The 16666-nt window shown below is 43.6% G+C and carries 10 protein-coding genes; 7 read left to right on the top strand and 3 right to left on the bottom strand.

Annotation, left to right across the window (positions count from 1 at the left end; genetic code table 11):
- The first annotated feature begins 23 nt into the window (after window positions 1-23).
- Together ACTD55_RS03460 and ACTD55_RS03455 are read left to right on the top strand one after the other, a co-directional pair.
- A complete protein-coding gene (locus tag ACTD55_RS03460; RefSeq protein ID WP_438862911.1) occupies window positions 24-2969 on the top strand; it encodes a TIM-barrel domain-containing protein in 2946 nt (981 codons plus the stop codon).
- Window positions 2970-3133: 164 nt separating this feature from the next.
- Window positions 3134-6328: a glycoside hydrolase family 3 N-terminal domain-containing protein gene (locus ACTD55_RS03455; protein WP_438862910.1), complete on the top strand. Its 3195-nt coding sequence runs from the start codon at window positions 3134-3136 to the stop codon at window positions 6326-6328.
- 96 nt (window positions 6329-6424) lie between these two features.
- Here the strand turns inward: ACTD55_RS03455 and mdh are convergent, their stop codons facing one another.
- Window positions 6425-7366 carry a malate dehydrogenase gene (gene mdh / locus ACTD55_RS03450; protein ID WP_438862909.1) on the bottom strand — a complete coding sequence of 314 codons (942 nt, stop codon included), beginning with the start codon at window positions 7364-7366 and terminating at the stop codon, window positions 6425-6427.
- A gap of 206 nt (window positions 7367-7572) precedes the next feature.
- On the opposite strand from mdh, the gene argR reads away from it, so the two are divergent.
- The gene (gene argR, locus ACTD55_RS03445; protein ID WP_438862908.1) at window positions 7573-8034 is read left to right on the top strand and encodes a transcriptional regulator ArgR; all 462 of its coding nucleotides are present in this window, start codon (window positions 7573-7575) and stop codon (window positions 8032-8034) included.
- 92 nt (window positions 8035-8126) lie between these two features.
- On the opposite strand, the gene ACTD55_RS03440 is transcribed toward argR, so the two are convergent.
- Together ACTD55_RS03440 and ACTD55_RS03435 are read right to left on the bottom strand one after the other, a co-directional pair.
- A complete protein-coding gene (locus ACTD55_RS03440; protein WP_438862907.1) occupies window positions 8127-9266 on the bottom strand; it encodes an endonuclease/exonuclease/phosphatase family protein in 1140 nt (379 codons plus the stop codon).
- A gap of 150 nt (window positions 9267-9416) precedes the next feature.
- Window positions 9417-12563, bottom strand: a complete 3147-nt coding sequence (locus tag ACTD55_RS03435; RefSeq protein ID WP_438862906.1) for a TonB-dependent receptor — start codon at window positions 12561-12563, stop codon at window positions 9417-9419.
- A gap of 376 nt (window positions 12564-12939) precedes the next feature.
- Here ACTD55_RS03435 and ACTD55_RS03430 point away from each other — a divergent pair, with 376 nt between their 5' ends.
- The 4 genes from ACTD55_RS03430 to ACTD55_RS03415 all read left to right on the top strand — a co-directional run bounded on the left by ACTD55_RS03430 (window position 12940) and on the right by ACTD55_RS03415 (window position 16650).
- Window positions 12940-13758, top strand: coding sequence for a hypothetical protein (locus ACTD55_RS03430; protein WP_438862905.1), 819 nt, complete (start codon window positions 12940-12942; stop codon window positions 13756-13758).
- The gene (locus ACTD55_RS03425; protein WP_438862904.1) at window positions 13745-14686 is read left to right on the top strand and encodes a hypothetical protein; all 942 of its coding nucleotides are present in this window, start codon (window positions 13745-13747) and stop codon (window positions 14684-14686) included. Before ACTD55_RS03430 ends, ACTD55_RS03425 begins: the two co-directional genes overlap by 14 nt.
- 104 nt (window positions 14687-14790) lie before the next feature.
- Window positions 14791-15417 (top strand): uridine kinase, encoded by a 627-nt coding sequence (gene udk, locus ACTD55_RS03420; RefSeq protein WP_438862903.1) that lies wholly within the window; start codon window positions 14791-14793, stop codon window positions 15415-15417.
- Between the two features lie 24 nt (window positions 15418-15441).
- Window positions 15442-16650, top strand: coding sequence for a NupC/NupG family nucleoside CNT transporter (locus tag ACTD55_RS03415; RefSeq protein ID WP_438862902.1), 1209 nt, complete (start codon window positions 15442-15444; stop codon window positions 16648-16650).
- Window positions 16651-16666 lie beyond the last annotated feature (16 nt).

Below are 16666 nucleotides of genomic sequence, written 5' to 3'. Positions count from 1 at the left end.
ACTAATATTTAATGGAGAAAAACATGACACTCACTCGTACATTAGGCCGTAATTTTGCCTTAGGGCTCATCCCTTTGGCACTGTTGCAAGCCTGCAATTCCGGCCCAGAACAATCAACATCAAATATCACCAGCCAAAAACAGCTGGGTCAGTTTGAACAGACTGATAACGGGATTATTGTCACTTTGGCCGAAAGCAGTGCCGACAAGGTTCGACTGCAAGTTATCAGCGACAAGATCATTCATGTGACGGCTTTGCCCGGTGACGATCTATCGGTGGTGCCGGACAGCCTAATGGTAACCGCCAAACCCGATGCAGATTTTAAGGTCACACAGCAAGGTGAGAAAGTACTGCTAAAAACCGCTCAGATTAGTGCTGAAGTTTCTTTGCTTGATGGCACAGTTAATTTTAAAGATGCGCAAGGCAAAACATTACTGGCTGAAACTGACCGTGGCCACTTTGGTCCGGTCACCGAAGATCCGATCAAGCCGGACGCCGATTCATTTACGGTCCGCCAGCAATGGAACAAGGGCACCGATGAAGGATTTTTCGGTTTGGGCCAACATCAGAATGGTCAAGCCAACTATGCTGGCGAAAATGTGGAACTGACCACCTACAATCTTGAAATTACCATTCCATTTGTAGTCTCAACCCGCAATTATGGTGTGCTTTGGGATAACGCTTCGGTAACCCAGTTTGGTGACCCGGAAAAGTCCAAACCGTTGAATGCCGATTTGGTGCTTTATGACGCAGATGGCAACAAAGGTGGTCTGACAGCCAACTACTACGACGGGGACAAACTGATATTCAGCCGGGTAGAAGCCGATCCCAATTACCAGTTTTTAGCTAATAATAGTGTGCGGGAATTCCCTTTTCCAAAAGAGCTAGGGGAGGTTAAAAACCCCCATGTGGTATGGGAAGGTTCGATTGAAGCCAAAACCAGTGGTGTGCATAAATTCCGTATGTATAGCAGCGACTACGCCAAACTTAGTATTGACGGTAAAGAACTGCTAAACCGTTGGCGGATGAACTGGAATCCCTGGTATCACAACACCGAAATTGAACTGACTGCCGGACAAAAAACACCAATAAAAATTGACTGGCAATCCCATGGTGGCTATTTCCGTTTGCTGCATAACGATCCCCTGCCCCATGACGAGCAATATTCATTGTCTTTTGCCTCGGAAACCGGCAAGGCTATCGACTATTATTTTGTCGCCGGTAAAGACACCGACGATGTGATTTCAGGCTATCGCCAGCTCACAGGTAAAGCGGTGATGCTGCCTAAGTGGGTGTACGGTTTCTGGCAAAGTCGCGAACGCTATATGAATCAGGATGAACTGGTTGATGTGGTTAAAGAGTACCGCAAACGTGAAATTCCACTGGATAACATCGTACTGGACTGGTCTTACTGGCCACAAGATGCCTGGGGTAGCCATAAATTTGATCCGCAGCATTTCCCCGATCCGAAAAAAATGGTCGATGAAGTGCATAAACTCAATGCCAATATCATGATCTCGGTATGGCCCAAGTTTTATCCCACTACTGATAACTACAAAGAGCTTGACGCCAAAGGCTATATGCTAAGTAAAAACGTCGAGCAGGAACATAATCTAGACTGGATTGGGCCCGGTTATGAAAACGGTTTCTATGACCCCTACCCGCAAGAAGCCCAGCAAATTTTCTGGCGTCAAATTAAAGAGAATCTAAATGTGCTGGGTTTCGATGCCTGGTGGCTGGATGCATCGGAGCCGGATATTCATTCCAACCTGTCCTTCCGTAAGCGCAAGGAAATCATGAGTCCGCTGTCAGTGGGCTCTGGCGCGGAATATTTTAATTCCTATGCGCTACCTAATGCAGAAGGAGTTTACAAAGGCGAACGCCAGACGGATCCGGACAAGCGCGCCTTCATCCTGACCCGTTCCGGTTTTGGTGGCATTCAACGCGCTGGTGCCGCCATTTGGAGTGGTGATACCGTGCCACGTTGGTCAAATTTACGTGAACAAATCGCTGCCGGAATCAGCGTCGGCTTGTCCGGTATGCCTAACTGGACTTTTGATATTGGCGGTTTTACTCCGGAAGATAAATATCGCTATTCTGCAGATGGCATCGTCGGTCACTATTCCGGCATGGCAAAAGAGCTAATACCGGAATGGCAGGAATTAAATCTTCGCTGGTTCCAGTTTGGCGCTTTTGTACCGATTTTCCGCTCCCATGGCCAGAATCCTTATCGTGAAATTTATAACCTGGCGGATGAGGGATCCGAGGTATATGACAATCTGGTTTATTACACCAAACTACGTTATCACCTGATGCCCTATATCTACAGTGAAGCCATCAAGATGAACCAGCAAGACGGTACGCTGATGCGCGGGTTGGTGATGGATTTCCCCGAAGACAAAACCGCAATTAACCTGAATGACGAATATATGTTCGGTCCGGCATTTTTAGTTAATCCCGTATATGAAATGGGCGCTCGCAGTCGTGATGTGTATCTGCCTAAAGGCGCCGACTGGTATGACTTTAACAGCGGTAAAAAATATCAAGGCGGGCAGACCATAAAAGCCGACGCACCACTTACGCAAATGCCTCTATTTGTTAAAGCTGGCTCCATCGTACCCAGCGGGCCAGACATCCAGTACGTATATGAAAAGCTTGATGCGCCTATCACGCTCAATGTGTATACCGGTGCCGACGGCCACTACACCTTATATAACGATGATGGCAAAACCTACGACTATGAGCAGGGTGAGCTAAGCGCGATTCCGATCCACTATGATGATGCTACCGGTACGTTGACTATCGACGAACGTCAGGGAACGTATGAAGGCATGGTTCAACAACGCACTTTCCATATCCATTGGTTTGATGGTAACAAAAGTGCGGATCGCCCATCCAAACTGGACGTCACCGCACAACAGAGTGTTGTCTACCATGGCAGCAAGCTCATTATTTCACGTCAAAAATAGTAGGAATGATCTTTATTCGGCAATATTAACCTCGCCTGGAGCGTTAATATTGTCGATCCTTTTATTAAAAATTCGTAATAGCACAAAGCAATAACGCTGTGGAAAAATGTTAAATAGTTGTTATTAATTGGCTTTGAGTTTACCCATTTAGCAGGACGACAAGTATGCCCCATCATCGCAAAACCATCTTAACGACTTTGCTCAGTGCAGCCTTGAGTGCTGTACTTCTGAGCAGCTGCGCCAGTTCCGAGAATACCGAAGAAAACCGTTCAAGTGCTAGTTTATGGCCTAGTGTCCACTCACCGATGGAGGACAATCAGGGCGATCGCGCGTTTGTGACCGATTTGGTTGCAAAAATGACGGTGGAAGAAAAAGTCGGTCAGGTATTACAGGCCGAGATCCAGACTATCAGTCCTGACGAAGCACGTCAGTATCATATCGGTTCAATACTAAATGGCGGTGGTTCAGTACCGAATCGTAATAGCAATGCTACTGCATCTGACTGGGCCGCTTTTGCTGATCAATATTACCAAGCGTCCATCGATGACAAAAACGGTCGCACCGGTATTCCGATTTTCTGGGGCACCGATGCCGTGCACGGACACAACAATGTTAAAGGCGCAACCATATTCCCGCATAACATTGGTTTGGGCGCGACACATGATCCGGATCTAATCCGCAAAATTGGCGAAGTCACTGCCCGCGAAGTGCGTGCCACGGGAATTGAATGGGTGTTTGCACCGACTTTAGCCGTGGCTCGTAATGACCGCTGGGGGCGCACTTACGAAAGCTACTCGGAAAATCCTGAATTAGTCGCCCAATACGCCAGCCAGATGGTACTGGGTTTACAAGGCTCACCTGGCAGTGATGCGTTTCTGGATGAGAGTCATGTCGCGGCGACAGCCAAACACTTTTTAGCCGATGGGGGCACCCTTGGTGGTGACGATCAGGGTAATGCGCAACTATCCGAAGCCGAACTGGTTTCTATCCATAACGCGGGTTATCCCGAAGCGATCAAAGCCGGTGTGCAATCAGTAATGGCCAGTTTTTCCTCCTGGAATGGTAAAAAAATGCACGGCAATCACTATTTACTCACTGACGTACTCAAAACCAGAATGGGCTTTGACGGTTTAATTGTGGGTGACTGGAACGGACATGGTCAAGTGCCCAATTGTACCAATGACAGCTGTGCGCAATCGATGAATGCGGGACTGGATTTGTATATGGTGCCCTACGACTGGAAAAGCATGTACAGCAAAACACTGGCACAGGTGAATGCCGGTGAGATCCCCATGGCAAGACTCGACGATGCGGTAACACGTATTTTACTGGTTAAAAAGCATTTGGGATTATTCGATGGCAAAAAACCTTCAGAGCGCCAATTAGGTGGGAAGAATCAGCTAATTGGTGCTGATGCACATAGGCTGGTAGCGCGACAAGCCGTGCGCGAATCGCTGGTGTTGCTCAAGAATAGCCAGCATATTCTGCCGTTAAAATCAGGACAACGCATTCTGGTAGCGGGCGATCATGCTGATAACATTGGCAAACAATCCGGTGGATGGAGTGTCAGTTGGCAAGGTACCGGCAGTAAAAACAGTGATTTCCCGGGAGCGACCAGCATTTATCAAGGCATTGAACAAGCGGCTAAAGCCGCTGGTAGCACAGCCATATTGTCTGTTGATGGCACGTTTGAACAAAAACCGGATGTCGCCATAGTGGTTTTTGGTGAAGACCCCTATGCCGAAGGACAAGGCGATATCAATACGCTGGAATTTGAACCGGGAAACAAGCAAAGTCTGGCGCTACTCAAATCCCTTAAAGCACAAAATATTCCGGTGGTGTCGGTATTTATTTCCGGCCGTCCTTTATGGGTTAATCCGGAACTTAACGCCTCAGATGCTTTTGTCGCCGCCTGGTTACCCGGTAGTGAAGGGGCTGGCGTGGCAGATGTACTGTTTGCCGATAAAACCGGCCAGCCGCTCTATGACTTTAGTGGCAAGCTGTCTTTCTCGTGGCCTAAATCACCACTACAAGATCAACTCAATATCGGTGATAAGGATTATGATCCCTTATTTGCCTACGGTTACGGCCTGACGTATCAGGACAACGGTGAACTGGCTACCTTAGCGGAGAAACTAGAGGGAGTCGCATCGGATCAACCACAGGATATTGCACTATATAATGCGCGACCACTGGAACCCTGGCATGCCTTTATCAAGAATTCGGACAAGAATCAGATATTCAGTGGTGCCTTTGCCGAATTGACCGATGGAACAGCCAAGCTGATCACCTCAGATAAAGACGTACAGGAAGATGCCCTGACGTTCAGCTTTAAAGACTCCTGGTTTTACAGCTTGTATTTTGAAGGTGGAAAGCCGCTGGATTTATCCCCATTTTTGGCTAATGGCACTGTCGAATTTGATATTCGCATTGAGGACTTTGCCAAGACAGCACTAGATCTAAGCATCAGTTGCGGTGACGACTGTGATTCTAAAGTGCGTTTGCGTGAATGGGCACAACAAGCTGAAGGCAAAGGCTGGCAGCATTTGTCCATTCCCATGCAATGTTTTACTAAACAGGGCGCCACGTTTGGTAAGGTTAACCATCCTTTCAATTTGGAAACCGGTGGCCAGGGACAGCTTAGCATTGCCAATATCCGTTTTAATGTCACTGGAAAAGGTAATTTCGATTGTCCGGAGCGGGACAAACTGGCGATTACTCCTGACACGTTGAACGAATATTGGTCGGTAGACTGGTGGATGCCCCGCCATCAGGAAAAACTGGCACAAGCCAAATTAGGCGAAGCAGATTTATTACTGATAGGGGATTCCATTACCCATGGCTGGGAAAACACCGGCAAGGAAGTTTGGCAACAATACTTTGGCGACATCAATACCATGAACATTGGCTTCAGTGGTGATCGTACCGAAAACGTATTATGGCGTTTACAGCATCATGAAGTGGACGGCATCAACCCTAAATTAGCCATTATGATGATCGGCACCAATAATACCGGTCATCGTCTGGATAGTCCGGCCAGTATTGCCGCTGGAGTTGAGCATATCCTTACTGAGCTAACAGAGCGCTTGCCGAACACCAAAGTATTACTGTTGGCGATTTTTCCGCGAGGGCCGGATCAGGACGATAAGCTGCGTCAGAATAATCAGCAAACCAACAAATTGCTCAAACAGCTGGCAGTTCTACACAACGCAATATTCGTTAATATTAACCAGCATTTTCTGGCTGATGACGGCACATTAAGCAAAGAAATAATGCCGGACTTACTTCATCCCAATGCCGATGGGTATAAAATCTGGGCGGAGCAAATCAAGCCCTATATCGACAAATATGTTAGATAGAAACAAACTAATTGAATAGCAATTTGACATAAAAAAACCAGCCGCAAGGCTGGTTTTTTACTTGTTTGAAACAGGCTAAACCTGTTTAACAATAACTTATTTACCGTTTACAAATTCCACACCGATTTTAATATCGCCGCGTAATCCTTCCAACATATCGTCTTTGGCTTTTTGCTCGTAAGCACTTAGCTCACCATAAGGTAAAATCTCTTCTACACCGTTAGCACCTAAACGCACAGGATGGGAGAAAAATGCTGCATCATCGGAGTCATCAACTTGTACGTAAGTATATTCAACCACGTTATCGCCTTTCATGGCGGCAACTAAGGATAAACAGAAACGTGCCGCTGCCTGGCCCATCGACAAGGTAGCCGATCCGCCACCAGCTTTGGCTTCAACCACTTCAGTACCCGCATTCTGGATACGGTGAGTCAAGCTCGCCACTTCTTCATCAGTGAAGCTCACACCTTCTACCTGAGATAGCAAAGGTAAAATAGTCGTACCAGAGTGACCGCCAATAACAGGAACGTGCACATTTGCCGCATTTAGACCTTTTAATTCTGCAACAAAAGTTTCAGAACGGATGACATCCAACGTCGTCACACCAAACAATTTGTTTTTGTTGTACACACCTTTAGCTTTTAATGCTTCCGCAGCAATCGCAACGGTAGTGTTAACCGGATTGGTAATAATACAAGTACATGCTTCCGGGCAGTTGTCTGCAATAGCATCAACTAAATTCTTTACGATACCGGCATTAATATTAAATAAATCTGAACGATCCATACCTGGCTTTCTAGGTACACCAGCAGGAATAAGCACGATACTAGCGCCTTCTAGCGCTTGCGCTAAATCATCTTTTCCATAACCTTTAACCTTAACGTCGGTAGGGATATGGCTTAAATCAACCGCTACACCCGGTACCACAGGGGCAACATCGTATAAAGACAATTCAGTACCCGCTGGAAGCTGGGTTTTTAATAAAAGGGATAGTGCCTGACCGATACCACCAGCTGCACCTAAAACGACGACTTTCATTGTATTCTCCTGTGATTCAAGTATTTTGCGGGCTGCAAAGTTACTACAACCGTACGAAAAGTTAAATATATTTGCACATTAGTGATTAAGTATGTGAAAGAGGTAATGACACTTACTTTAAATTTGCTAGTTAAGTAAATAGGTTCAAATTGCGAAATTTCAACTCTTTGTGCAGAATAGGCTACAAAATAATGAAAGGAATATAAATGTCGCAACCTAAAGACGAAGTCATCAAAGCCTTTAAAGAAATATTAAAGGACGAAAAATTTGGCTCTCAAGGTGAAATTGCCGCCGCTTTAAATGACTTAGGCTTTGATAACATTAGCCAGTCCAAAATATCTCGTCTATTAAGCAAATATGGCGCGGTTCGAGCACGTAATGCCAAAGGACAAATGGTTTACTGCTTACCACCTGAGTTTGGGATGCCCACCGCTAAAAGCCCGCTTAAACAACTTGTGCTGGATATTGTACACAATAATGTGATGGTGATTATTCGTACCAGTCCCGGTGCGGCCCAACTGATTGCCCGTTTATTAGATTCCCTCAGCCCGGCCGATGGGGTATTAGGTACTATTGCCGGTGACGATACCATTTTTATCGCCCCGGCTGATGTCACCAATATTGAAGCGACACTTAAACTGGTTGAAGGCCTGTTTGATAACGTTTAATTCCCTTCATCCTTGATACTGTAGGTTTGTTAACTGCATTCAGTTGCCGCTGCCGTGCAATTCCAATGATTTTGGGTATGCACGGCGTAAATTTATTTAATTTCCAAATCTAGCCAAACCAAACGATGATCCGACGAACTATTACGATCTTTAATTAAGTCGTAATCCGGATCATCAGTGACTGGCCAAAAAATACCACTATCGATTACTTTAAGGCCTTGTTCGGAAGGTAAAACGTAATCAGCTCGCATACGCCATCCAGCAGTATGAGTACTCGCCAACGGATTATCCGGTGTATGTTGCTGACCACCTTGGCTGTGAGGTATTGCCCGACCATTCACTTTAGGATGGGTTAATAAGCTTGCAATCGCCCCTTTATGGGAATCGCCTTCCGGTAAAGATGAATTCATATCGCCCAACAATACAAAACGTTGACCTTTGAAACCGCCCTTATGACCGTTATCGTCATAGATATAGGCTGGGTCATATTTGCTACCTAAATAGTCCACCCAGAAACGTACTTCATCATGATTACGTTTACCATTACGATCTTCAGGCCCGTCAAATACCGGCGGAGTGGGATGACTGGCTAAAATGTGAACCGTTTGCCCCTCAATCTTTACCGGTATATCCCAATGGGATTTAGACGATAACCGCATGATTTTCTGGGTTTCCGGCAAATACCAAGGCTGTCCCTCGGCATCAACGGTTTTGACCATCAAATTATCAGGCATGTCTTTCCATAAGAAATGTTGAAAAGTACGTACCGCTGTTTTATCTATCGGATAACGACTCAGTAATACCATACCGAAATGCCCGGGGTAAAAGCCAAAGCCAAATGCATCACCTTTAACGCCCGTTTTTTTGCCATCACGATCCAGATCGCCCCCACTATCGACCCCGGTATTCACGGGTGCTACATAAAAATAGGGATAATCAATTGACTCGGATCCTGGCTGGGCAATATTAAGGTAGTTGTGAATAAAAGCTTTGACGCCTTTATCCGGATCCGGCGTGTAATCAAACTCATTCAGCAAAATAATATCTGGTCTGACTCGTTGAATAATCGCTGCTATATTCTTGATTTGCTGATTGTTACCACTAGCTAGCAATTCAAATAATTCATTTCCAGAGACCGCCTGACCACGCTCAACATAATTGGTGGCCTCCATACTGACATTAAACGTTGCCACTTTTAATGATATAACCGCCAGCGCATTGCTTGATAGCATTAAGCATCCCCAAACGAATAATAATTTTCTCATCATGATTTCTCGGATTCTTAAACAATATTAATCATTGAATATAGGTTAACAATATTCCCTACTCTAAAATAAAAAGCCGGCGATTGCCGGCTTTTAAAACAAGAGATTAAGATTACATTAGAAAGTGTATCTAACACCTACTTTGATATACCAAACAGACTCGTCACCTTCGATTTTGTAAGAACTAACGTCAGCGTCAGTTGGTCCAATCTTAGAACGGCTGTTAGCGCTGTATTCGATTTGACCATTTTCATTCCAATCAGCGTTAGCGAATTCTTTGTTGTAATCGCCATCAGTTGGATTATAAACATGGCCCCAATCTTTGTTTAACAGGTTAGCCAGGTTTTTAATGGTGAAAGTTAATGTACCCTTATCACCGTCCATGAAACCAGGGATATCTTGCTGAATTGAGAAATCCATCGTCGTCACCCAAGGACGTACTGATGCATTTTTCGGAACGTAACCACCAGCATAACCTTCTAGACCAGCAGGAATAACATAGTCATCCATAAATTCCTGATAAGTTATACCGTCATATACAACGTTTGGATCATCGGCACCTGAAGGAATATACGGAGTATATGCATTGTATTTAGACAAGTAATCCTGATCGCCTAAATAACCGTTGCGATAAGTTCCCATTACCCAACCATAAGGACGTCCAGAACGGCGCTCATAGAATAAATTCATACGAGTTGCGTAACCATCGAAGAATTCCTGAGTGTAACCTAAGGCCAACTTCAAGCTATGTTTTATTTCGTAGTTACCGGTACCCAGTAAATCCACATTACGGTTTTCAACTACATCATATTTATAGTTAGATGCCGCTTGTGAACTAGTACCTGTATTACCATCAATCACATCCTGATTGGTATAAGATACTGTCATGCTAAAACCGCTATCCCAATCTTTACTTAAGCTAGTGGTAATAACGTTGGAATGACCATCCTTATCTGCATTTGTTAACAATATATCGTAATGGTCAGAACTAGTGGCATCGACTGGCTCATAAATAATGCGACCATCAAGTGTCGTTTCACCGCTAGGTTTACGATTTAGATCACGCCACGCTAAAGAATCTTGCTTATCCACATAGATGTATTCAGCAGACCATTTCCATTGGTCGCCAAAGCTCGGAATATCAAACTGATAATCAAAGCCTACACTGTAACGCCATTCAGAAGGTTGAGTGAAATTAGAGTCAATAACATCCGTTTCACCATCAGCAGTAACATTTGCTAATGAGTCTTTCATATCTTGTGGTACGACAAGAGACGTTACATCTTCATAAGATTTGGTGTTGGTTACGTAATTAATACCACTTTTACTATAAGAGTTGGAAATCCACACATTGGGCTTACCACCACTAAATAGACCCACACCACCATGTACGGTCAATGCATCATTAGCATACCAAGTAATACCCACTCGAGGTAACCAAATATCGTTACCGTCCAGATTTTCTTGGTTATCATAACCATAACGATTTACGAATTGCGGATTGTATCCAGGCTTATCTTTAGAAAAGATCCGTTCATAGCGTAGACCATAAGACAAGTCGATGTCGGAACTAAGCGCCCAATCATCCTGCATATAAAGAGAATAAGTTCCCATTACCAAAGAGGCAGCGGTATCTTCTTGATTGTTAGAAGGCGCATTACCGTAGAAAAGCTCACCGTTACCCGCAGCAAAATCTTCAATGCTATCAAATGTCCAGCTACCTAATGTCGCTTCGGCGAACATGTTAAAGATATCATTTCTTTCATATTGGAAACCAAAGCCCAACTTATGGTCACCCAATAAATATTCACCGTCTAAATTGGCACGCCACGTTTTAGTTTCCAACGCATTGGCATGACGATAATTATCTGGCCCAAAAGTCAGAGCGCGGTCAATAGACACTTTACCAAAATCGCGAGTGGCAACACCGGAAATGGATTCAACATCTTTATAGGAAACGGCAAACTCGGTAGAGAAATCGTTGTTCCAGTCAGAATAAAGATGCATTGCATAGGAATCCATATTCTGTTGATAATTATACCAGTTGGTCGACGTATTTAAGGTACTGCTGCTGCTAGTAAGGTTACGAAGATCATTACTTTCATCACGGTTGAATGTAAACGATGCACGATGGTCATCATTAATATTCCAATCTAGTTTAAGTAGGATTTTTTCATCTTCTTCTTTTGGACTACCTTCCCAACCACCAATATCATCAATGCCATAGCGATCTTTAGCAATCTGCGCGACTTGATTTAATTGCTCAACGGTAAAATCAGTTGTTAAAGGCGTTCCACTACCTTCAGGCCCATAATTTGAAATAATAGGTTTTTCGAAAGACTCATAGTTGGCAAAGAAAAACAATTTATCTTTGATGATCGGGCCACCTAAATGAGCGCCCCAAGTATCACTCTTAACGCCTTTAACCTCATTGTCTTTTGAGCTATTAGTGTCGTAGTCACCCGCCCAACTGTCGGAAGTTTTATCATAGAAAACTCCACCATGAAATTCATTGGTACCTGACTTGGTGACCGCATTAATACGAGCGCCACTAAAACCACCAAACTTAGCGTCATAAGGATTGGTATCAATAGAGATTTGATCAATCGCATCAAGTGAAATCGGTGAACGTTGAGTGGGGTAACCATTACCGTTAAGGCCGAAATCATCGTTAAGGCCAACACCATCCACATTAAGACTATTAAAACGTGGGTTAGAACCAGCAACCGAGAAGGCATTATCGTCGCCACCTAGGGAAGTAGCCAACGGATTTTGACGCAATACGTCTTTTAAATCACGATCAAACGAAGGGCTATTGGCAATTGAATCTGCACCAAACACACTTGCGCTACCAGAATTAATAGAAAACGCGCCAGCACTACCAGTTACGGTAATATTTTCCATATTCTCAGCATTGCCCAGTTGCTCATTCAGACGCATGGTTTGGCCTAATTGCAGGAATACGTTTTCTTTAGTTTGATCTTGATATTTATCAGAATCGATAACGACTTGGTAAGGTCCACCGACACGTAAACCTGCTGCACTAAAGGCCCCGGTTTCGTTAGTTGTTACTTCTGTAACCGTTCCTGAAGGCTGATGAATAAGTATAATTTTGGTATTTGCAGCAGGTTGGCCGTTAGGACCTAAAATAGTTCCGCGTACTGATGATGTAGTATCAGCAGCAAAAACCGTATTACTCGTGCCCATTGCTACTGACAAGGCAATTGCCGCAGCAATACGCGTTAGTTTTGACTTGTGTATCATGTTGTCTTCCTAAGTGTTGAGTGTGTCTTTACGACTTTATAGTTTATTTATTACAGATATATTTCGTTAATTATTTACAGCTAAATAAAACAAAACACCTAAAATAATAGTACATTTTCTGTTCACGTACTTTAATTCTGCTTGGTAAATCTTGCGCTCTTCAAGAAAAACAGGAAGGCCTTAATAATATTCATAACTTCTTGTTAATATATGTTTAATATCAATATCTTACGCGACTCAAATAAGATTACCTATTGCAATAAGTAAGTTTAATTGTTCAAATAGCTATTCTTACTTAAGTATCAGAACGGAACTAATTCCCATCGCTCATTTACTGTATTCCAAAACCTCAATTTTAGTCATGGGATTCGTGCTATTGATCATGGTGTGGTGTGCAGGAAGTATCAATCAAACTGATTCTGATCCCAGTTTTAAATCAATCATTCAGCACTTCGCCACTTGCACTACCCAAAGTACAAGTAATCAACGTGAATTTGCGGTTTATATTAATGCGGAGTTTGCGGCTAAAAAACTTGCACCTGCATTATGTGACAATCCTGTTGTATCTAAACAATTCGGCCAGGTCACGGTTTACTGGGATAGTGGTGATAATCAAGTATTACAATTTGTGGGTAAAGGCATTGCCGATTTGGCGCAAGTTAAACAAAATATGATGGATGCTATTAAGGCTGAATCAACCTACGGTTATGAGGAAGTTGCCTCTTATCCAGATTATTCCGCTTATTTGATCGCGATGCGTGAAAAACCTCAAATTACCAAGGAATATTTACTCGGCAAACATCTAGGTCTTGTGGATTATCCCACTAGTCGATCCGGGCATATCATCCCGATTAGAATGCTCAAATCACTTAATTTATCACCAGATAATATGCGTATTACTTATGCTAACTCCCATTCAGAGTTAAGGCATTTACTCACTTCCGGACAGGTCGATATTATTTCCAGTTACTGGCAGAAGAATGATGAATCAATCTTATTAAAAAACTATATCACCCCCATTGACGAGACAATTAAAGGCTCCAAGTGGTATATGAAAATGGAAACTAAAAATATTGATCTGTACTGCGCGGTTCAGCAAGTGTTGCTTGAGTTAGCACATCAACAGAGCCACAGTTATTTCAGTCAGTTACAGTTAGTTCCGCAGTGCAAGGGGAACGCTAATGCAGCCCATTAAACGATATTATTTACGTTTTACCTGCGCTTTGATCATTAGTTTTCTGGCATTCCAAATTACTTTTTCATTATCCTCGTATGTGCGCTACCAACATTATTCGCAATGGGTGAGTCTAAATCTGCAACAACGTATCGCCCTTGATTTGCCCTGGTTACAGTTAGCCAATAGCACAATGAAACAAGTCGCCAATAAACCGTCTGTACAAAGCTATATGCACGACCTCAATCAACAGGCTATCGAACAGAACATTCCCGTCAGAGTTCAATCAATACAAGGTATTAATGTCACGGATCAACTACCTACGGGACAACTCAGTATAAAAAAACTGGTAACACCACAAAGCCAAACGGACATTCAGTTACTAATTTTACCTTTCTCGATTTTTAACAGTTTGTCTGTATATCCACTACTGGCTAGTTTGTTATTGGTTTTCTTGTCTCGGCAACAACTTCGAGCGTGGGGTAAAAAGACGACTCCAAGTGAAGAGATGGCTCAACCTAAACCCAAGCTAATGATTAATTTGCATGAGCGTACCTTGTCGAATAGTGTTGATCACCGCACCGTGCAACTATCCAATAAGCCATTTTGTTTTTATATTGCATTGCTCGACTACTGTTTGAAATATGACAACGCCGCGCTTAATCACAATAAAAATCTCCCCGTAGAATTACTCGAGTTGGCTAATCGTTACTTTTACAGACTGATAGAGTTAGGACACACTATCCGTAAGCGCCCCGATTTCAGTTCCAATCTGGATAAAATGCTCAGTGAAATTAGAGCGGCGCTAGATGATGTCTATAAAGAATGTCCTGATTTGAAAAATCCCTATTACCCTCCCAAGGCCCAAGGCGAGGGTTCCCGTTCCAAACTACACAATTATGCGCTCGAAACACTTAGCGAAGACGATTTGGAGTTTATCGGTAAATAAACAGCCTTACGTAAAGCTAATTGCGCTTAAATTGCCCTTCAATGCTGGCTTTTTTCAGTACCGCTGGTAACCTGTGTATCGATTAATCTTTCACATTTCTAGCTATGTCATTACCTCATATAATTGCTATTTCCGGTGCATCAGGGTCAGGCAAGTCATTATTTACTGCCACCTTGTGCGAAGAACTGCGTCAGTTTAATACTGATGTATTGGTTTTATGCGAAGATCATTATTATCGCGACCAGACTCACTTATCCATGTCACAACGTGAGCAAAATAATTATGACCATCCACAAGCTTTTGAACATGAATTACTCGCTGAGCATTTGCGCCTGTTAAAAGAAGGCCAATCCATTCAATATCCCGAATATTGTTTTAAGACTCATACAAGGTTAAATAAGCAAACCGAAGTGACACCACAGAAAATTATCGTGGTTGAGGGAATTCTGTTATTAGCATCACCAGAATTAATTCCGTTGTTTGACCTCAAAGTCTATATGGATACGCCTTTAGATATTTGTTTATTACGCCGCATTCAACGCGATTTAACTGAACGGGGACGTTCTTTGGAATCTGTTGCCAAGCAGTATGAACAAACCGTCAAACCGATGTACCATCAATTTATTCAGCCCTGCCGCCACAAAGCCAATATTGTTGTGACTCAGGGGGGTAAAAATCGCCCGGCTCTTGAGGTGATAAAAGCCCATATCCGCAATGCATCAAAGTTATAATTACAATAAATTCAGGGATAACACATGACAAGTCTGCTCGGTATTTTCATTCTGCTAGGATTAGCGCTTTTACTCTCCAATAATCGCAAAGCAATCAACTGGCGTACCGTTATTGGAGCCTTTGCAATACAAGCTTTTATCGGTGCGTTTGTATTGTATTTTCCACCCGGTATCAAAATGCTGCTGGGATTAACCGACGTGATTAAAAACGTATTGGGATACAGTCAGCAAGGAATAGACTTTTTATTTGGCCCGGTCGGCGATAAATCCATCGGCTTTATTTTCGCCTTTAATGTGTTACCGGTGATTGTGTTTTTCTCGTCACTCATCAGTGTTTTGTATTATTTGGGGATCATGTCATGGATTATTCGAATGATTGGTGGTTTTCTGCAATGGGTACTTAGAACCAGTCGCCCCGAATCCATGTCGGCCGCAGCCAATATATTTGTTGGTCAAACTGAAGCCCCTCTCGTCGTTAAACCTTTTATTCCCCATATGACCCGATCCGAATTATTTGCCATTATGGTAGGTGGTTTAGCTTCCATTGCTGGCTCGGTAATGGCCGGTTATGCGGGTTTGGGAGTCGAACTCAAATACCTGTTGGCCGCCAGCTTTATGGCCGCACCCGCCGGGCTATTGATGGCGAAAATTATTTTACCCGAAACCGAACAACCCAAGAATGAACTTGATGAACTGGAAGACTCGTCGGAACAATATACCAATGTATTTGATGCAGCGGCCAGTGGTGCTGCATCGGGTATGCAACTCGCACTTAATGTAGGGGCGATGCTGTTAGCCTTTGTGGCACTGATTGCACTATTAAATGGCCTTATCGGCTGGGCCGGTGGGTTATTTGGTTACGATGACTTATCGTTCCAAATGATTTTAGGCTATATTTTTCAACCACTAGCCTGGACACTAGGTGTACCATGGGGTGAAGCGAATATTGCCGGTAGCTTTATCGGCCAAAAATTAGTTGTAAATGAATTTGTTGCCTATCTGGATTTTATGCAGCATAAAGAAGCTTTATCCGCCCAGACTCAAGCCATTGTCACCTTTGCTTTGTGCGGATTTGCCAACTTCTCATCCATCGCTATTTTAATGGGGGGATTAGGAGCCTTAGCGCCCAGTCGCCGCAAAGATATAGCTCAGTTAGGACTGAAAGCCGTAGCGGCGGCCACGTTAGCCAATTTAATGAGTGCGGCATTGGCGGGTATTTATTTATACCTCTAACCGCAATAGTAATTAG

It is taken from the genome of Neptunicella sp. (genome assembly GCF_048268085.1).
Classification (GTDB): domain Bacteria; phylum Pseudomonadota; class Gammaproteobacteria; order Enterobacterales; family Alteromonadaceae; genus Neptunicella.
Note: the sequence above shows the minus strand (reverse complement) of the source record. Positions and strands in the feature narration are given on the sequence as shown.

Coding starts and splice junctions, on each gene's coding strand:
- ACTD55_RS03460 (WP_438862911.1), top strand. CDS start 24: ATGACACTCACTCGTACATTAGGCCGTAATTTTGCCTTAGGGCTCATC.
- ACTD55_RS03455 (WP_438862910.1), top strand. CDS start 3,134: ATGCCCCATCATCGCAAAACCATCTTAACGACTTTGCTCAGTGCAGCC.
- mdh (WP_438862909.1), bottom strand. CDS start 7,366: ATGAAAGTCGTCGTTTTAGGTGCAGCTGGTGGTATCGGTCAGGCACTA.
- argR (WP_438862908.1), top strand. CDS start 7,573: ATGTCGCAACCTAAAGACGAAGTCATCAAAGCCTTTAAAGAAATATTA.
- ACTD55_RS03440 (WP_438862907.1), bottom strand. CDS start 9,266: ATGCTATCAAGCAATGCGCTGGCGGTTATATCATTAAAAGTGGCAACG.
- ACTD55_RS03435 (WP_438862906.1), bottom strand. CDS start 12,563: ATGATACACAAGTCAAAACTAACGCGTATTGCTGCGGCAATTGCCTTG.
- ACTD55_RS03425 (WP_438862904.1), top strand. CDS start 13,745: ATGCAGCCCATTAAACGATATTATTTACGTTTTACCTGCGCTTTGATC.
- udk (WP_438862903.1), top strand. CDS start 14,791: ATGTCATTACCTCATATAATTGCTATTTCCGGTGCATCAGGGTCAGGC.
- ACTD55_RS03415 (WP_438862902.1), top strand. CDS start 15,442: ATGACAAGTCTGCTCGGTATTTTCATTCTGCTAGGATTAGCGCTTTTA.